14 protein-coding genes are annotated in these 19,963 nt (G+C 39.7%); 13 read left to right on the top strand and 1 reads right to left on the bottom strand.

The window, feature by feature from the left end; all coding sequences use genetic code 11:
* Positions 1-1,121: 1,121 nt before the first annotated feature.
* The 8 genes from F0227_RS20500 to dhaR all read left to right on the top strand — a co-directional run bounded on the left by F0227_RS20500 (position 1,122) and on the right by dhaR (position 12,602).
* The gene (locus F0227_RS20500; RefSeq protein ID WP_171755114.1) at positions 1,122-2,492 is read left to right on the top strand and encodes an FAD-dependent oxidoreductase; all 1,371 of its coding nucleotides are present in this window, start codon (positions 1,122-1,124) and stop codon (positions 2,490-2,492) included.
* Between the two features lie 85 nt (positions 2,493-2,577).
* The gene (gene nhaC, locus F0227_RS20495; protein ID WP_171755113.1) at positions 2,578-4,092 is read left to right on the top strand and encodes a Na+/H+ antiporter NhaC; all 1,515 of its coding nucleotides are present in this window, start codon (positions 2,578-2,580) and stop codon (positions 4,090-4,092) included.
* 317 nt (positions 4,093-4,409) lie between these two features.
* Positions 4,410-4,784 carry a cyclophilin-like fold protein gene (locus F0227_RS20490; RefSeq protein ID WP_171755112.1) on the top strand — a complete coding sequence of 125 codons (375 nt, stop codon included), beginning with the start codon at positions 4,410-4,412 and terminating at the stop codon, positions 4,782-4,784.
* 911 nt (positions 4,785-5,695) lie between these two features.
* Complete coding sequence (gene gcl / locus F0227_RS20485; protein ID WP_171755111.1) at positions 5,696-7,438, top strand: glyoxylate carboligase; 1,743 nt, start codon at positions 5,696-5,698, stop codon at positions 7,436-7,438.
* 38 nt (positions 7,439-7,476) lie between these two features.
* Positions 7,477-8,259 carry a hydroxypyruvate isomerase gene (gene hyi, locus F0227_RS20480; RefSeq protein WP_171755110.1) on the top strand — a complete coding sequence of 261 codons (783 nt, stop codon included), beginning with the start codon at positions 7,477-7,479 and terminating at the stop codon, positions 8,257-8,259.
* Between the two features lie 15 nt (positions 8,260-8,274).
* Complete coding sequence (glxR, locus tag F0227_RS20475) at positions 8,275-9,162, top strand: 2-hydroxy-3-oxopropionate reductase (RefSeq protein WP_171755109.1); 888 nt, start codon at positions 8,275-8,277, stop codon at positions 9,160-9,162.
* A 75-nt stretch (positions 9,163-9,237) separates the two neighbouring features.
* Entirely contained in the window at positions 9,238-10,380 is a 1,143-nt protein-coding gene (locus tag F0227_RS20470; RefSeq protein ID WP_171755108.1) for a glycerate kinase, read from the top strand.
* 260 nt (positions 10,381-10,640) lie between these two features.
* Positions 10,641-12,602 carry a dihydroxyacetone kinase operon transcriptional regulator DhaR gene (gene dhaR, locus F0227_RS20465; protein WP_216613502.1) on the top strand — a complete coding sequence of 654 codons (1,962 nt, stop codon included), beginning with the start codon at positions 10,641-10,643 and terminating at the stop codon, positions 12,600-12,602.
* 16 nt (positions 12,603-12,618) lie between these two features.
* Here dhaR and F0227_RS20460 read toward each other — a convergent pair whose 3' ends face one another.
* Entirely contained in the window at positions 12,619-13,371 is a 753-nt protein-coding gene (locus F0227_RS20460) for a pirin family protein (RefSeq protein WP_171755107.1), read from the bottom strand.
* A 156-nt stretch (positions 13,372-13,527) separates the two neighbouring features.
* On the opposite strand from F0227_RS20460, the gene F0227_RS20455 reads away from it, so the two are divergent.
* The 5 genes from F0227_RS20455 (at position 13,528) to F0227_RS20435 (ending at position 19,952) form a co-directional block, all read left to right on the top strand.
* Positions 13,528-14,445, top strand: coding sequence for a LysR family transcriptional regulator (locus F0227_RS20455; RefSeq protein ID WP_171755106.1), 918 nt, complete (start codon positions 13,528-13,530; stop codon positions 14,443-14,445).
* 219 nt (positions 14,446-14,664) lie between these two features.
* The gene (locus F0227_RS20450) at positions 14,665-15,663 is read left to right on the top strand and encodes a TRAP transporter substrate-binding protein (protein ID WP_171755105.1); all 999 of its coding nucleotides are present in this window, start codon (positions 14,665-14,667) and stop codon (positions 15,661-15,663) included.
* 144 nt (positions 15,664-15,807) lie between these two features.
* On the top strand, positions 15,808-16,431 hold the full coding sequence (locus F0227_RS20445; protein WP_171755104.1) for a TRAP transporter small permease: 624 nt from the start codon (positions 15,808-15,810) through the stop codon (positions 16,429-16,431).
* Positions 16,432-16,434: 3 nt separating this feature from the next.
* Positions 16,435-17,796 carry a TRAP transporter large permease gene (locus tag F0227_RS20440; RefSeq protein WP_171755103.1) on the top strand — a complete coding sequence of 454 codons (1,362 nt, stop codon included), beginning with the start codon at positions 16,435-16,437 and terminating at the stop codon, positions 17,794-17,796.
* 209 nt (positions 17,797-18,005) lie between these two features.
* Positions 18,006-19,952 carry a DUF3857 domain-containing protein gene (locus F0227_RS20435; protein ID WP_171755102.1) on the top strand — a complete coding sequence of 649 codons (1,947 nt, stop codon included), beginning with the start codon at positions 18,006-18,008 and terminating at the stop codon, positions 19,950-19,952.
* The last annotated feature ends 11 nt before the right edge of the window (positions 19,953-19,963 follow it).

Raw genomic sequence — 19,963 nt, 5'->3', positions numbered from 1 at the left:
TATGCAAATGTCAGATCACTATGCGCCTGCTAGGGCGCAGCCAGTAGGAGAGCCTTATAGGCGCATATGAAAAACCACCGGCTATGCCGGTGGATACTTTTTTATACAAATATCTACTGGTTAGGTAATGTTTGTTTTTCATATCTATATTATGTTTTTCTTTGATGATGATAAAAATAATCCACTATAATTAATAAGTTAAATGAAATTATGGCTTCTATGGTGATTTTATATATTGCCTTTAGATATGAATGTTACTATCTAAAATAACGAAAAATAAATGTTGTTGCATATATAGCAGGTCACGATCTTATCGACTTATATTTTTTGTGAGTAATTCAAAACCCTTCTTAGATTGAGAATTAGTTTTGAGCATGTCAATCGGGTTACTTTCGCCTTAGATGGCAGAATGTGATGGTTTGTTCATTATATGGCTATGTTTTTAACTTATTGTTATTTAAGGTTTTTGTTTTTATTTTTAATGGGCCTATATTCTTCTATTTCAATCAATGTTTCAATGTGGAACATTTATAATTTGCCATGTTTCTAATTGAAATTTCTTGCTGGATAATGACAAAAACATCGATCTTAATCACTTTTTTCTGGCAATGAATATATAAATTGTGACGCTGTGTGTATGTGCTCAAAGAACCGTCAATCAAACACCTTATTTACTCCTACCAATGTGTATCTATTTGTTAAATTAATTACGAAAAATATTATCAGGAATAGGTTATGTCGAAAACTATTGAACATAAAAAAGGTACAATCGATAAAGCAGTATTATTCCCTGTTTACCATCATTGTGCACTTGGCTCTTATCTTTATATAGGAATGTCACGCTTTGGAAACATAGCCTTGAGAACTGATGATAAAAAGCCAGAGTATTTTAATTTAATCTGGTTAGGCATGATTCTCACATTAGGTAGCGATGATATACGGAATAAATATAGAGTTAATTCACGATGCCTAGCGTTCAATAGGGAGCGCTGTAGATAGTATACCTAACCTATAGAATGCAATTAAAGGTATATAAAAGTACAAACATTAATTCTTTGAAGTATTAATTGTATATAGAGTTTTAAAAATATTAATTTTATTAGTTTTGGAAGATGGGAATTATGGACAAATATATAGAACCGCATAAAGAGATAGACATATTAGCGACAACAGAGGTGCTTGTAGTTGGTGGTGGACCTGCAGGATTATCAGCAGCCATTGCGGCGGCGAGAGAAGGGGTAAAGGTTTTATTAATTGAGAGGTTCGGTTGTTTTGGTGGAATGATGACGACAGCAGGGGTAGAGTCTATCGCTTGGTGGCGTCATGAAAAAACCGTGGATGCGGGAGGACTGGCAAGAGAGTTCGAAAATGAAGCGCAAAAAATGGGTGCGACATCACCAGAACCTCAATCAGTAAGTCAGGCCATAAATGCAGAATTGTTCAAAGTTGTCGCCGATAAAATGGTGGATGACGCTGGAGTAAATCGGTTGCTCCATATTTTCGCTGTAGATGTTATTAAAGAAGATGGCACGGTTAAAGGTGTCGTTACAGAGAGTAAATCTGGCCGAAAAGCCATTCTTGCCGACAGAGTCATAGATTGCTCTGGAGACGCTGACATAGCGATGTTTTCAGGAGCGCCTTTTACTCAACCAGATAAAAGTGAAGTTATGAGTGTGACGACAGTGTTTAACTGTTCAAACATTGATAAGCAACGTTTTATGGATGATATACGAGCTTCAAACCCGACTTACAACGATTGGGGCAAGGATGAAGACAATAAGAACTGGTCTTACGAGATAGATAAATCTTGTCAAAAAATGTTTAGCCCGTACCTAGGTAAAGTATTTGCAAAAGCAAAAAAAGAAGGCTTAGTACCTGACGGCGTCACTCTAGGTGGAAGCTGGAGTACGATAACTGATTATGGCGATGCGAATTACATGAATGTGCAGAGCCTAGCAAATATAGATTGTACTAATGTATTTGACCTTACAACTGCTGAAATAGAAGGTCGAAAGCAAGCATTATGTGCCATAGAAGCGTTGCGAAAAATGCAGCCTGGGTTTGAAAATGCTCGGCTAAAAAACTTTGGTATGACAGTCGGTACCCGAGAATCGCGTCACATTGTTGGCTCAACTCGCTTAAATGAGAATGATATCGTCAATCAAGGACGTCACCCAGATACCATTGGTATCTTCCCTGAGTTTATAGATGGCAATGGCATGCTTAAATTGCCGCTAGAGCCGAGATATTTTCAAATTCCCTATGGGGCTTTATTACCAACAGGTGTTGAGAACCTACTTGTATGTGGTCGTGCAATTGACTCTGATCCATTTGCGCACGCGACGACACGAAATATGGCTTGTTGCGCTGTTACTGGCCAGGGTGCAGGTGTGGCTGCTGCTATATCTATCAAACAAAAAACAACGTGTAGAAACGTTGATATTCATATTGTTCAAAGCGCATTAGAAAAACAAGGCGTCAAGGTATTCTAATTTAATTTAATAAGTATTTATTTTAATTTTTGCATGTTAGGACTTATTGAAAAAAATAAGTCTACAACTATAAAAAGGAAATATCATGGATAGTATAAGTAAGGAAAATGAACGTAGATTGCCAAGTTTTGGTGAAGCTATGTTTCCCATTGTATTTATGGTTTTAGTGTTGTCGATAGGAATGGGTGTTTTAGGGTGGCCAACAGGAGTGTGCTTATTATTATCTGCTGCCTGTGCAGGTATCTTGGCTGTTGTTCGATTAGGTTATACATGGGAAGACATAGAAAAGTTTATTGTAGATAAAATAGCGGCGGTTATGCCTCCAGTATTGATTGTGATATTTGTGGGCTTCATGGTGGCAACGTGGAGCTATGCGGGTACGCTACCAATGATGGTTTATTATGGAATGGAAATCATCAAACCAGAGTACTTGTTAGTAATAGCCTTTGTTCTAAATGCAATTTTATCTTATGTTTCAGGAGCTTCTTGGGGAGCGGTTGCTTCCATAGGTGTGGCGCTAATGGGGGTTGGTATTGGACTAGAGGTAAACCTAGCAATGTTGGCTGCTGCTGTTGTAACTGGTGCATACTTTGGTGATAAATTATCACCACTATCCGATACAACAAACCTTGCGGCTGCGGTAACAAAAACCAAATTGTATGATCATATTAAATACATGCTTTGGACCACTGTTCCTTCAACTCTAGTCGCTTTAGCATTCTTCTTAGTGTTAGGTTTGAACCAAGAAACTAAAGGTGAAATTGCCGGTGAAAGCTTGTTATTGCTTGAGCAACTAAAAGAGCTATATAGCTTTGGGATTTTACCTTTGACACCCATGCTCATTATTTTGTTATGCACCTTTTTGCGTCAACCTACGGTACCTTCTATGCTATTAAGTTCCGTTGTTGCTATTCTAGTTGGTTGGCAGTATCAAGGTTTTGATTTATACAATGGTATTTCAAGTACGATGGGCGGCTTTAATGTTTCTATGATAGGAGTCGATACGGCGGATTTATTACCGGCAGTATCGGAGCTTTTAAACCGTGGTGGACTAAACAATAATGGTGGTTTTTTAGCGTTTATTATTTGTGCTATGGGTTTTGCTGGTATTTTAACTGGTACTGGTATGGTAGATGTCTCTATGGGGGCAATTACAGCGAAGGTTAAAAGTAGAAAATCAGCGATTATCTCTAGTGGTTTAATGACGGTTATTATTAATATGCTTACAGGTTCTGACGGTCTTAACAAGATCATCACAACTGAATTAATGCAGAAAAAATTCTTACAACTTAGGATGCACCCATTAGTGTTGGCTCGTACTACTGAAGACTTTGGTACGATGACAGGTCCTATTATCCCTTGGTCTGCGGCTGGTTTATATATGGCGACGACGTTAGGTGTACCAACTATGGATTATCTCCCGTACTGTGTTTTATTCTTCTTTTCAATGATATTTGCATCAAGTTATGCCATTACAGGCTTTAAAATATTGACGATCACAGACAGCGAAGCAGAAAAGTTAGCTCTCGAAAGAGGAATCAATTTAACAGATAGAGATGAGGCTCCATCTAAACTTAAAGAAAGTATCGAAGCTAGTTAGTATAAACATATAGCGGCTCATGAAAATCATGAGCCGTAAATAATTTTATTTTCAGAATATAGTGAGTTCAATAATTATAAAATTAATTGAACCATTTTTAATGTGTGCTATTTAAATGACTTTATAATTATTTGTTAATGATGGTATATATGACATTGTTGATATTTAATAATTATACTTGTATTTTCTCAGTCGGACTCTAAATACATCAATGAGATAATTTTTGAAAAAGTGTTTATTCTCGTGTCGTATCCCCTAAGGATATTGTCGATTTAACCGTATAATACGATGCAGTAGCGTTATAAATAGGAGAAAATATGGAGGTCATTGAGGTAAAAGTAGGAACCATTACATTGGATATCCAATTAAATGAGAGTGATACCGCCTCAGAGTTATTATCAGAGTTACCAATACGATCCAGAGTAAGACGCTGGGGCGATGAGATCTATTTTCCTACTCAAATAGATATGGATGTATCGGCTGATGCTCAAGAAATTGTAGAGGTTGGAGATGTTGCGTTTTGGCCACCAGACCAAGCTCTTTGTCTGTTCTTTGGACCAACACCGTGTAGTAACGATGGCAAACCACAAGCCGCTTCGGCGGTAAATGTGGTCGGTAAGTTACTCGGTGACGTAACGAGTTTAGCGAGAGTAACCGATAACTCTCAAGTTGAAGTTAGGCTAAAAACATAATCAGTGTATAGACTTATTAGCCCTGTCTTTTCCCTACAAAGACAGCCGCTAATAAAATGAACTGTTATGGCAACAAAAGACAACACTCAACTAGAAGTAGACTAAGTCACCTTGGTATCAAACGCTGTGAGTGAACTATCTAGTGCAGATGATGAAGTGAGAAACCTAGCAACGAAAATTCAAGATTCAAAATTCAACGGCGAATATACAGAACTTAATTGAAAATTTACTAAAACAGTCGACGGATGCTAATACCAGTATGTTAGCCAATTCTCATTTGGTGATTCGATCAAAAGAGATTTCAAGTATGATAAAAGATTCATTTAATAAAATTAACGTGTCCGTTGAAGAAACATCTAAAAATGTGTCAATGACTAATGAACTAATAAGTAAGAATGCTGACTCGAAAAATAATTGTAGTTTAACTAGTGATAGTTTCTCTTATATATAAGAAAAGTAGTCTACCCTATTCTCTTCTTTTAAATATACGGATTGAAATTGATGTTTATTATTTACTGTTATTATTGACTGTTGTTATTTAAATGCTTATTGAGAATCTAAATATATTTAGTCGAGTAATAACGGACCTCATCAAATAAACAAATCAACCACGCGCCGCGTGTTTCATTGTGAAACCACGCATGGGTGAATGCGGTTCGAATTGAAACCAAAATGACGTTTATTGCCAAGAAATTGTATCGACTTAATATTGATTACGAGACCGTTAAGGAAGCGACAAAAATCACACTGAATGAATTGATTTCGAAAACAAAAAGCCTTGAAAACATTGAGGGCTGAAATGCTTTGTTCTGAAAACATTTTGTGCTGAAAAAATTTGTCCTAAATACATTGTAGCAATGCTAAATGTAATTGAACTTCTACAACAAAAATAGACTTTGGAGATTGAAATTATGGCTAGAATGCGCGCGATAGAGGCAGCAGTTCTAATATTAAAAAAAGAAGGTATTGATACAGCATTTGGTGTTCCGGGAGCTGCGATTAATCCATTTTATGCCGCGATGGAAAAACTAGGTGGTATTGAACATGTAATTTGTCGACATGTTGAAGGCGCAAGCCATATGGCAGAAGGTTTCACTCGTGCTGAAGTCGGTAATATTGGTCTGTGTGTCGGTACATCGGGGCCGGCTGGCACTGATATGATTACTGGTCTTTATTCTGCTATGGCAGATTCGATTCCATTTTTATGTTTAACAGGACAAGCACCTGTTGCCAAACTGGATAAAGAAGATTTTCAAGCGGTAGATATTGAGTCTATCGCTAAGCCTGTTACTAAGCTATCGAAGACCATTCGTGATGGTGCTCAAATGCCAGGCTTTTTTCAAAAAGCATTTTACGAAATGCGTTCAGGTCGTCCGGGTCCTGTTCTTCTAGATTTGCCTGTTGATGTTCAAATGACAGAGATTGAGTTTGATATCGACTTGTATGAGCCATTAGAACCATCTAAGCCAAAAGCAACATTAGCTCAGGCAAAACGCGCGATTGAAATGATGAACGAAGCAGAGAAGCCAGTTATTGTTTCTGGTGGTGGTGTTCTCAGCGCTGATGCGTCTGGTTTGCTGCAAGAGTTTGCTGAGCTAACTGGCGTGCCTGTGATACCAACGCTACGAGGCTGGGGAGCGATTCCTGATGATCACGATTTAATGATTGGCCGCGTAGGGATTCAAGCGAACCAACGTTATGGTAATGCAAACTACCTTGAAAGTGATTTTGTATTTGGTATCGGTAACCGTTTTGCCAATCGCCATACTGGTCAACTAGACACGTATTGCAAAGGTAGAAAGTTTATTCATGTAGATATTGAAACGACGCAAATTGGGCGCATTTTCTCTCCAGATTTAGGCATTGTATCTGACGCATATGCAGCTCTTGAGCTATTTATCCAAGTAGCCAAAGAGATGCGTGATTCTGGTGAATTAAAAGATCGAAGCCAATGGGTTGCTGAGTGTTTGGAACGTAAACGAACTATGCACCGCCGTGGCGACTTTACTCAAACACCAATTAAGCAGCAGCGTGTATTCCATGAAATGAATAAAGTGTTTGATGGTAATACTCGCTACGTAGCTACGATTGGTAATACACAAATTCAGGCCAATCAGTTTTTGCATGTGCAACAGCCGCTACATTGGATTAACTCATGTCAGGCTGGTCCTCTTGGCTGGACAATGCCTGCCGCTATTGGGGTGGCAAAAGCAGATCCAAGTAAGCCTGTTGTTGCTATCTCTGGTGATTATGATTTTCAGTTCATGTTAGAAGAGCTAGCGGTAGCCGCTCAGCACAAAATCCCTTATATCCATGTACTGGTAAACAATGCCTATTTAGGTCTTATTCGCATGTCTCAAATGGCATTTAAGATTGACTACTGCCTAGATTTGGCTTTTGAAAATGTTAATGGCACAGACAATGATGGCTATGGTGTGGATCACGTTGCTGTCGCTCAAGGACTCGGCTGTAAAGCGATACGTGTCTTTGACCCAGAGCAAATAGCTCCGGCACTTGAAGAAGCAAAAGTACTACGTGATAAATATCAAGTACCCGTTGTTGTTGAAGTGATTGTTGATAGAAAAACCAATGTATCGATGGGACCTGATCTGGATAAAGTGAATGAGTGGGAAGAAGTTTTAGATCTTAAATAGTGGATCATGTCGTACAGATTTATAGGAGTAATTTAATTATGCCAAAGTTAGCAGCAAACTTATCAATGCTATTTACTGAACTGGATTTCATGGCTCGTTTTGAAGCTGCGAGCAATGCTGGTTTTAAAGGTGTGGAGTATCTATTTCCTTATGACTTCTCTGCTGAGAAGATCAAAGAAAAGTTGGAACAATATCAATTAACTCAAGTGCTTTTTAATCTTCCTGCGGGAGATTGGGCCAAAGGTGAGCGAGGAATTGCTTGCCTACCCGACCGAGTAGAAGAGTTTCGTCATGGTGTAGACAGTGCGATTGAATATGCTCACGCTTTAGGTTGTAAACAAGTCAATTGCCTATCCGGTATTGTTCCACAAGATCTGCCACAGGATGTTGCAGAAGAGACGTTAGTCGCCAACTTAAAATACGCGGCCGACAAGTTAGCTCAACAAGACATCTGTTTAGTATTAGAAGCGATTAATACACAAGATATGCCTGGTTTTTGCGTTAGCACCACAATGCAAACTTTGGACATTATTGAACGCGTAGGCAGCGATAACTTACGCAGCCAGTACGATATCTATCATATGCAAATTATGGAAGGAAATATCGCCAGAACCATGACGGATCACCTTACATCAATTGGTCATGTGCAATTGGCTGATAATCCGGGACGGCATGAACCAGGAACAGGAGAACTCAATTATGAGTTTTTGTTTAAGCATATCGACAGCATTGGCTACCAAGGTTGGATTGGATGTGAGTATGTTCCTGCTAATGGTACGGAAGCAGGCTTAGGTTGGTTGAAAAAGTATAATTTAGTATAAGATTTTGGAGTTTAAATGATGAATATTGGATTTATTGGCACAGGTATCATGGGTAAGCCGATGGCGAAAAACCTTCAGGATGCTGGCTACACGTTGTATTTCAGTGAACATTTTGAAGCGGCACCAGCGGAGTTGATAGGTGAGAAAGGTATCGCTTGTCCGACACCCGCTGCAGTAGCTGAAGCATCAGACATTATTGTGATTATGGTTCCTGATACACCACAAGTTGAAGATGTGTTGTTTAATGAAATCGGGATTGAAAAGGGATTAGCAAAGGATAAAATTGTTGTAGATATGAGTTCTATTTCTCCAATCGCAACAAAAGAATTTGCTAAGCGCGTTGAAGAAAAAGGTGCATGGTATTTAGATGCTCCAGTATCTGGCGGTGAAGTTGGAGCCGTTGCTGGTACATTATCCATCATGGTAGGCGGTCACCAAGCAAGTTTTGACCAAGTGAAACCTCTATTTGATGTTATGGGTAAAAATGTCACTTTAGTTGGCAGTAATGGCGATGGTCAAACGTGCAAAGTGGCTAACCAAATCATTGTTGCTTTAAACATTGAAGCAGTATCTGAAGCATTAGTGTTTGCGTCGAAAGCAGGTGCAGACCCAGCAAAAATTCGTGAAGCATTAATGGGGGGATTCGCTTCTTCTAAAATCTTAGAAGTTCATGGTGAGAGAATGGTGAAAGGGACATTTGACCCAGGCTTTAGAATTTCTCTGCACCAGAAAGATTTAAATCTAGCATTGGAAGGTGCCCGAGCACTTAATGTGAATCTACCGAATACGGCTAATGCACAGCAACTATTCAATACATGCGCTGCACTTGATGGTTCAAACTGGGATCACTCTGCAATGATCAAAGCTATTGAACATATGAGCAATCATTCTATTAGAGATTAACCCTCGTTTGGGCTGATGATTCTCCGGTCTCAGCCCTTTTTTATCCTCATTACGTCCACTTAAGGATTAGTTTTCATGAAAATTGTCATCGCCCCAGACTCATTTAAAGATAGCTTGAGTGCAAAACAGGTAGCAAACGCTATTGCCGAAGGTTTGCAGGATGTTATGCCAAATGTGGAATGCTGCTGTATTCCTGTTGCCGATGGTGGCGAAGGTACAATGGTTGCTTTAATTGATGCAACTGGAGGTCGCTATTTTGATGTTGAGGTTATGGATCCTTTACAGAGAAAAATCAGTGTGCAGTTTGGTGTTTTGGGGGATGGGGAAACAGCCGTAATAGAAATGGCTAGTGCTTCGGGTATAGAGCTGTTGGAAGCAAGCCAACGAAATCCTATGGTGACTACTAGTTACGGTACAGGACAACTTATATTAGCTGCACTGGAAATGGGTGTTAAAAAGATTATCGTTGCTATTGGAGGCAGTGCGACTAACGATGGTGGCATTGGGATGATGACGGCGCTAGGTGCTCGATTTAACGATAGCGATGGTCATCAAGTTGCTTACGGTGGAAATGGTTTACACAATATTGTGTCTATTGAAAGCGATCAATTGGATGCAAGACTTAATGATGTTGAGTTCATTTGCGCGTGTGATGTTGATAACCCACTTACCGGTGAAAAAGGCGCGAGTGCTGTATTTGGTCCGCAAAAAGGGGCAAGTTCAGAAATGGTAGAACAGCTTGATTTAGGTTTGAAAAATTACGCTCAGCGTATTCATCATCAGTTGGGCAAAGATGTTGAATTTGTTCCAGGGTCAGGTGCTGCCGGAGGGCTCGGCGCGGCATTACTTGCATTCTTAAATGCTGAATTAAAACCGGGTATTGATATTGTTTTACAAGCGGTTGAATTAGAAAAACATCTGGAAAATGCCGATATTGTTATTACAGGTGAAGGACGAATAGATGGTCAGACTATACATGGTAAAACTCCAGTGGGAGTTTCTCGATTAGCACAATCTAAAGGTATTCCGACCGTTGCTTTAGCCGGAGCACTTGGCGAGGGGTGTCGTAGTTTACGTAGCGCTGGTATTGCCGGTTGCTTCTCCGTGTTGAGTAAACCTTGTACTTTAACCGAAGCTCTAGAAAACGCAGAAGAGAATGTTCGTTTATCTGCACAGAATTTAGCAGGAATAGTCACCGCTCTATACAGAAATAACTAGTTTTATTATGAATCATTTTTGAATTAAATGAGCAGGTGAAGATTAACGTTATTTTGTCTGTGATGTCTCATTTTGAAACATTTGTAGCACATTTAATTCGACGTTTGTTGTGTATCAAAGAAGGGTTTTGACAAACTCAGTATTTTGCTGTTTGTCACTCGTTACTTAGTCTTATGTGGAGATGTTATATAGGACAGAGTGCTATATAAATATCGTTTAATATGAAGTGACGAGTCAAAATGGGTTTAAAGGGGATAGCCATGTTGAATCAAAACATGATTGAAGAGATGGTAGCTGATAATCTAACCCGTTGGGATTTTTTTCAGAAGCATCATTGGGTCGCTCCACAGTTTGCCACATCACCTATCTTAGAGTCTTGGGAGCGTTGCCTTCGCCAAAGTAATCCATATGAGTGGTTAAAACCGCACGTTGCTTCTGGAACGACACTGCAATCATTTTTGAAAAGAAATTCAACCATCACTTGTATAGCTGAAGCGATATTAGAAGATGCATATGAGTATTTGGAATCACGTAACTGTTGTTTATTGGTGACGGATGAGACGGGGTGTACCTTGTCGATTATAGGTAGTCAGCAATTAATTGATGAACTACGCACATTGGGGATCCGTCAAGGGGCTTTTTGGAGCGAAGGCCGTTTAGGTACCAATGCTGTTAATTTATGCTTACACACACATGAAACAACATCGCTTTTTGCGGCACAGCATTTCAATATAAAATTACACGATTATAGCTGTCATGGCTCACCTGTATTTGATGAAGAAGGCCGGGCCAGAGCTTCTTTAATGATGTTTACCCGGGTAGAAGATCATCGTGATTCAGATGCGGCACTCGTTAACTCTTGTGCAAAAGAAGTCGCCAGTCAATTACTAATCGATAAGACTTTAACAGAATCTAATCAGATATTGTGTCAACGCAATGCTGTGTTGGAGTGTATGGATGATGGGGTAATTTCTTGGGACAAAGATGAACGAATTACATTTGTTAACCTAGTGGCCTCTGAGAAACTTCAACTGAAAAAAGACGAAGTACTGTATCGACCGTTAAGAGAAGTAATTACTTTGCCGCCAGCGTTAAAAAATGGTTTAGAGACTCGCAAAAAACTATCTCATCTCGATGTAATTATTGAATGCCAAAGTGATTTTGTAGAACTACTGGTTACTTTACGACCATTGAGCGATGGAGGCTGCCAACTATTTATTCACCCGCTTGAAGCGATAAGAAGATTGGCGCAACGTCAATTAGGAGCTAATGCAGACTTGAGTTTCGACTCGTTAGTAGCGAATTCAAAAAAAATGAAGCAGGTGATCACGCTGGCTAAGCGAGCCGCAAAAGTAAAAGATCCGGTATTACTTCGTGGTGAAAGTGGTGTAGGCAAAGGACAAATTGCAATGGCCTTGCATAATCATAGTTTGTTTAATAAAGGCCCATTCTTAACCGTTAACTGTAAAAGTATTGCTCCTGAAAACATGTTGCGAACGCTTTTTGGAACCGATGAAGGAGAAGGGGTTGCATCTAAGATTGAACTGGTCAATGGTGGAACTTTGTATCTGGAGAGGGTGGAATATTTATCTGGGGAAGCTCAGTCTGCATTGCTACAAACATTGAAAACCAATATTTTGGTCAGAGATAATAGCAGCCGGATGATACCCGTTAATTTTCAACTTATTACCAGTACTAGTGCTGACTTAGAGCAATATGTGAGTAAGCAAAATTTTCGTCGGCAGCTTTATTACGCAATCGGTGCGATTGAACTGATGATTCCACCCGTTAGACAGCGCAAAGATGATATTAGCGGATATATTGATCGACAGATGCGTCGGATGAAAAAACGCTTTGGAGATGATATTGCAATTACCGATCAAGCGATGGAAGTTTTGTGCGCCTATTCATGGCCTGGAAATATTGCAGAGCTTCACAATAAAGTCGAAAAAATAGTGCTTAATAGACGACGGAATCTAATTGATATTGACGATCTACCAGAACAGCTATTGAGTAATAAAGTGGATAACGACTCAGAATCATGGGACTCGTCGATCCAGAGCTTAGAAGCGATTGAGCGCCGTGCAATCAAAGAAGCTTGGGAAGTGTTTGATGGCCGAATCAATGATATTGCTGCGGCATTAAAAATTGGCCGCACGACACTCTGGCGTAAACTTAAGAAATACGAGATAGGCAAAGAACAGAGTGATTTAACCAGTTAAGTTAAATGGCTATGCGCTACTGCTTAGCCATTTCAATGATAATAAAGTGACTTTGACTGTTCGTCTCTTTCTTACTTACCTGAGAAAAACAGAGAGTATCCGGTTGGCTAATTAGCAGAGAATCTCTCTGTTCTAGAGTGCCGTAACCTTCTACCAGTAGTTCACCTTCAATACAGTTTATATAAGCTTCTCTTCCTGATGGCAGCTCATACGTTACTAACGCATCTTTGTCAGTGATTTCACTTACATAAATATTGACGTCAGAGTGTACATAAAGCGGAACCTGATGTTTGTTACTTGGGTTACCTATTATATGCAGTAGTCGATTCTCACGCTCACTCGCGGAAAATTTTTGGTTGGTGTAACGTACTTCACCTCCTGAGTACGGAGGAAGTAGCCATATCTGTAACAATCGACATAGGTGATCTTGAGTGTTTTTCTCTGAATGCCAAACACCGGAACCGGCAGAGATGGCTTGCACGTGCCCTCTGCCAATGGTCTCTTCACGATTCGTAACATTATCCCAGTGCGTCAGGTGACCATCAATAATGTAGCTAACAATCTGCATATCTTTGTGAGAGTGTTTGTCAAACCCCTTTCTTGCCATAACGGTGTCATCATTTAGTACACGTAGTAAACCAAAATTCACATTATCTGGATCGTAGTAATTGGCAAATGAGAAATGAAAATAGGTATTAGATGGATGCATATGACTATGTGGCAAATAGTGTAAGTCGCTGGCTCTCTTTATTCGATGTGGTTGACTCATAACATGCTCCTGGTAGATATTTTTTGATGACTAAATTGATTATAGAGACTAGTGTGTGTAATAAATAACGATGGAATTTGACGAATTAATTCAAAAAAATTGAAGTAACTTTATACGTTTGATAATTCGTTTTTTGGCTGGGAGAGTAAATGATAAATGGCTAATCCAATTACCTTAGATGCACTGCGTATTTTAGATGCAATCGATAGAAAAAAGAGCTTTGCAGCGGCGGCCGATGAGCTATTTAGAGTTCCTTCTGCTATTTCATATACAGTAAAAAAGCTGGAAGAGGATCTTGGTGTGGTGATTTTCGACCGTAGCAATCGTAAAGCAGAGTTCACTCAAACAGGTGCACTGTTGCTGACTCAAGGGCGGTTGATACTGCAAGCTGCAGATGATCTTACTCACCATGTGGTGCAAATTGATAAAGGGTGGGAATTGGAGTTTAGAATTTGTATCGATAATATCCTTCATTTTGCACCGATATATCAATTAATTGAGCAGTTTCAGCAGCAGCACCCTCATGTTGAAATTAAGTTGATTGAAGAGACGATGGCCGGAAACTGGGATGCGATAGAGTCCGACCGTTGTGATCTGGTGATTGGCGTTCCGGAAGATCCCATCAGCAATAAGTATCAGAGTATGTCAATTGGCGAGATAGAGTTCGTTTTTGCCGTTGCGAAAGGGCATCCTCTTACTCAGCTTGTTCCACCTATCTCTTCTGAACAGATTAAACGATACCCTTCGATCGTCGTGGCTGACAGTTCTAGAGTATTGCCTCCGCGATCCATTCGAATATTGGAAGGGCAGCACCGTATTACAGTACCCAGCATAGAGAAAAAAATAGCAACGCAATGCAAAGGTCTGGGTGTTGGATATCTTCCGATACACCGAATAAAGGACGAGTTGCAGAGTGGTGAGCTGGTGGCCATAGAAGTTACCTCTAATCAAAATAGAGTGAACTCAGTGAATATTGCTTGGGTGAAGAGCAATCAAGGTAAGGCGTTGCAGTGGTTTGTTCAACAGTTAACAGCCATGGATAGAACACGCTTAATTACTGGTGAATTAATTTAGTTAATAATATGTAAAAAATGACACATTAAGGTAATTTTAATGTGTCATTTTCCACCCATTCTATACATTGCCTAACCTGTGATTTATTAGATAACCCGCGCTAAACCTATATGCAGGAAGGGTTGTAACTTAATTGTTAAAAGTTGGCTCGATGTTTGCCTTATGTTAATTACACAGCACCCACAGATGGGGCTGTTTAATCATTAAGGAGAATAACAAATGTTTAAGCCACTGACCCTACTATCAGTATCTGCTATCGCTCTAACCAGTTTCAATGCTGCTGCACAATGTGACCCTGGTGAAATTGTTATCAAGTTCAGCCACGTAACCAATGCCGATAAACACCCTAAAGGTATTGCAGCGTCATTATTGGAAAGTCGTGTTAACGAAGAGATGAATGGTAAAGCTTGTATGCAGGTTTTCCCAAACTCAACACTTTATGATGATGATAAAGTCCTCGAAGCACTGCTTAATGGCGATGTTCAAATGGCTGCACCTTCTCTGTCTAAATTTGAAAAAATAACGAAGAAGTATCGTATTTTTGACCTTCCTTTCCTATTTGAAGATATTAATGCCGTTGACCGTTTCCAAAACTCAGAATCGGGTGAGAAGCTTAAAAATGCGATGAATCGTCGTGGTTTGAAAGGACTTACCTTCTGGCACAACGGTATGAAGCAGATGTCAGCAAACAAACCATTGATTCTGCCAGAAGATGCTAATGGACTGAAATTCCGAGTACAAGCATCTGATGTTTTGGTTGCGCAATTTGAACAGTTGGGTGCTAACCCTCAAAAAATGTCATTCAAAGAAGTGTATGGCGGCCTACAAACTAAAGTTATCGATGGACAAGAGAACTCTTGGTCAAACATCTACGGTAAAAAGTTCTTTGAAGTTCAAGATGGTGTAACAGAAACCAACCACGGTATTTTGGATTACCTAGTTGTAACGTCTAACAACTTTTGGGACAAGCTACCTGCTGATGTTCGTGATCAGTTAAACACCATTGTTAATGAAGTGGCTCAAACTCGTAACTCTGAATCAGCCAAAGTTAACCAAAGTAATAAGCAAAATATCATCGATGCAGGTGGTGTGGTTCGTACACTAACACCAGAGCAACGCGCTGCTTGGGTGACGGCTCTTAAACCAGTATGGAAGAAGTTTGAAAAAGACATTGGTGCAGAACTTATCGAAGCTGCAGTTGCGTCAAATAAACAATAACCGCTAGAAAATTAAATATGGGTAGATTTCTACCCATATTTAACAGCTGTTGATCTTTTAAGCACAAACTAATCGCCAAAGGTCAGCAGACTTTAGGGTCAACAGACCCTAGAAGCATCAATAAAAATAAGCGGGAGTATTCAAATGGAACAATCATTTATTACTAAAGTAGGAAAAATCACCGATGCATTCGAAGAGACGTTGATCGCCTTCTTTCTCGGAGCGATGACTCTACTTACTTTTGCCAATGTTGTCTTTCGTTATGTGCTGAATGACAATATTTTATGGGCCTTAGAACTTACGGTATTTATGTTTGCATGGATGGTTTTAGTCGGTGCATCGTATGGTGTAAAAAAACATTTTCATATTGGCGTAGACGTTGTTATTAATATGGCCCCCCAAGGGCTACGAAAAGTGTACGCTATTGTTGCGGTCTTACTCTGTCTCACTTTTTCTATCTTACTTCTTATCGGATCGTGGAACTACTGGTTTCCTTTTGTCACAGAGCGTGCATGGTATGAAACCGATGATATCCCTATGCCCGAAATGTTTCAGTTTTTGGCCGATGTTCTGAATGAAGGTGAACGTTACGAGAAATTGCCTCGTTTTATCCCCTATGCGGCTCTGCCTATTGGTATGGCGATGCTGACGTTTAGGTTTTTACAAATTGCATTGCAAATCTTTACTGGCAAGCTGGACCGCATGATTGCGAGTCATGAAGCGGAAGAAGATTTAGATGCATTAAAAGCAGAAATGAAGGAAGACTAAATTATGGCAATTCTATTTCTCTTTATCATGGTTATTGCCTTTATGCTTATCGGCGTACCCATTGCGATCTCTCTTGGTTTGGCAAGTATGTTCTTCTTGCTGCTTCATTCCGATGCTTCGCTAGCGTCAGTGGCGCAAACCCTATTTAATGCCTTTGCGGGACATTACACTTTATTAGCGATTCCATTTTTTATTCTCGCTTCAAGCTTTATGTCTACAGGTGGTGTAGCGCGTAGAATCATTCGATTTGCTATCGCTATGGTCGGTTGGTTCCGTGGCGGGTTGGCAATGGCGTCAGTTGTTGCATGTATGATGTTTGCGGCTTTGTCAGGTTCGTCTCCCGCAACTGTAGTCGCCATCGGTAGTATTGTTATTGCCGGTATGGTGAAAAACGGCTATAGCAAAGAGTTCGCCGCAGGGGTTATCTGTAATGCAGGTACTCTTGGTATTTTGATTCCTCCTTCAATCGTCATGGTGGTATACGCTGCTGCGACAGATGTTTCTGTTGGGCGTATGTTCTTGGGTGGGGTGATTCCAGGGTTGTTAGCGGGACTAATGCTAATGATCGCTATTTACATTACCGCACGGGTAAAAAACCTGCCTAAACAACCATTTGTCGGTTGGAAAGAAGCGATTCTTGCAGCAAAAGACGCCAGTTGGGGTTTGTTGCTGGTGGTCATTATCTTAGGGGGGATTTATGGCGGTATATTCACCCCAACCGAGGCTGCCGCAGTCGCTGCTGTTTACTCATTCTTCATCGCAAACTTTATCTATAAAGATATGGGACCATTTGCGGACAAAGAGAACACACTGCCTTGGTTTGCAAAAGCGGTTCAAACCTTTGTTCACAAAGACACCAAAGCAACACTGTTTGAGGCTGGTAAGCTCACTATTATGTTGCTGTTTATTATTGCCAACGCATTAATACTCAAACATGTATTAACAGAAGAACGTATTCCACAAATGATTACTGAGTCGATGCTGTCAGCGGGCTTAGGACCTATTACTTTCTTAATTGTGGTTAACGTGCTGTTGTTAATTGGTGGTCAGTTTATGGAGCCATCAGGTCTTTTGATTATTGTGGCACCGCTAGTATTCCCAATTGCTATTGCTTTAGGTATTGATCCTATTCACCTTGGTATCATTATGGTGGTGAATATGGAGATAGGGATGATTACGCCACCGGTAGGGCTAAACCTATTTGTTACCGCCGGCGTGGCCAAAATGTCGATGATTAATGTTGTTAAAGCGGCACTACCGTGGGTAGCGGTTATGTTCCTATTCTTAATTATCGTTACGTATGTTCCATGGGTATCTACTTGGTTACCAACATCCTTGATGGGACCAGAGATAATTACCAAGTAATATCAGTTCTTAATAAAATTAAAGCGACATAAGGTGATAAATCTTATGTCGCTTTTTCGTTCTTTACGTATGCAAAACCTTAATTTGAAGGCTCTGCTACTCATTGGCAAGAATTAATAGTAGAGCGCGAGTTCTAATGAAATTCGCCCTGTAGCGGCGAATCATTTATGATAGCGGCACAATAAAAAGTCAGTTGGACACTTATTATAATGAAGTTGGTTGTTATATTTCTATTCGGTTTGCTTAGTTCGTTTCAGGCTCTAGCAGTGGAGTCATTTTCTTTAACACCTACTCCTGGTTGGGTAACACCTGTTGATGCGATAGATTCTGATTCTCTATCTAATCATGTCGATGGGCAAATATACCTGCTGGTCGATAAACAATATAATTATCGTCAACAGGGGGCGCCGAAGTATTTTCATTACGCAACTAAAGTGATTAGTTTAGAAGGGGTAGAAAGCATTTCTCAATTGAGTTTTGATTTTGATCCTAGCTACGAAAAAATAGCATTTCATCGTCTTAATATTATTAGAGATGGTGTCGTCATCGATAAATCAAATGATGTCGAGTTTAAACAATTAAAAAGAGAAGCTGATCTAGATAGGCTTCTTTATAATGGCGAAGAGACTTATTACTTAATACTTAAAGATGTAAAAATCGGCGATATTCTTGACTACAGCTTTTCTCGAACTGGCGTCAATCCCGTTTTCGACGGCAAGACCGACGACCATATTTTTGTTGGCTGGAGCGTCCCCGTGCTCTCTACTTATGTAGAAATACAGCACCCGAACGACAGCGATTATTCAGTCCAGCTTGATGGTAAAACAGAAACATCGCTTATTTTTGAACAAGATGAAGAGTTTTCTCGGGTTTACTATTCAGATAAAAGACGGGTATATAATTATCATGAAAGTGACCAGCCAAGTTGGTACACACCGTATCCTTATATCAACATTAATACATTCAACAAGTGGGAGTCGGTGGTTAATTGGGCGTTACCGCTTTACCAAAAAGATACAGCAGGCAAGCTGTTTAGCCGTGCATTAGATCGAGTTGAATCGGTGCAAGATAAAGAGAAACAGATTATTAAAGCGATCCAGATTGCTCAAGAAGAAGTTCGGTATCTGGGTATTGAAAATAGTATTGGTTCTCATGCGCCACGCCAACCTGAGCTTATTTTAGAGCAAGGTTATGGCGACTGTAAGGATAAAGCGTTACTGCTGGTGTCATTACTTTCCGCCATTGGAATTGATGCCTATCCGGCATTGGTAGATACTTATTTGACCCATACGCTAGATACTAAAAATCCAGGGGCGTCTGTTTTTAACCATGTCATCGTCTATTTTGAGTATTTAGGAAAGCCGTACTGGATAGATGCCACGAATGAACTTCAGGCAACAAAGTTAGCAAATGTAACTACACCATCGCTGGGTTATGCGTTGATTATAGAAAAGGGCAATGATCAATTAACCAATATTGAATCAAGTTCGGTCAATAAAATCGATAGTTCAACAACATTTACTATTAATAGCGATAAACCCTCTTTGATGATAGTAAGTACCAAATATTCGGGTAAGCAAGCTGATCGTATGCGTCGTTATATTGTCTCTAATTCATTGGCTACAATATCTAGAGATTATGAAGAGTATTATACTAAGCAATACCCAGATATTTATTTGGATGAAGATATTTTTGTCGATGACGATCGTAACGCCAATGTCATCACCTTTCATGAAACTTATGTTATTGACCAAATATGGGAAAATATTGAGGAAAACAGACGTGAGGCATTAATATATGGCGATATGATCAGTTCTTTTATCAATTTCCCTCAAATGAAACGACGCAAATCACCTTATAATTTGGGAGCGAAAATAGAGATTTCGCAAAATATAAAGGTGACTTTGGATGATTCATTTACGATTCAAGATGAAAAAACAGAGCTTAAATCCGATGAATTTGATTTTAGTTTTGAAGTGCTTGCCAGTAGAAGTTCATTAGGCAAGTTGCTGTCTGCGGCGACGAATGAGTTTACTCTTAAATATGTTTATCATCAGAAAAAACGTTATGTTGAAGCGGATAATTTCCGAGGGTATTTAAGAACGACCGATAAAGTGGATAAAACATTGAGCTACGCGTTATCTGTTGCCCATTAATCATCTCAAGA

Origin of the sequence: Vibrio sp. 99-8-1 (assembly GCF_013114595.1) — a bacterium.
Lineage (GTDB): Bacteria > Pseudomonadota > Gammaproteobacteria > Enterobacterales > Vibrionaceae > Vibrio.
Note: the sequence above shows the minus strand (reverse complement) of the source record. Positions and strands in the feature narration are given on the sequence as shown.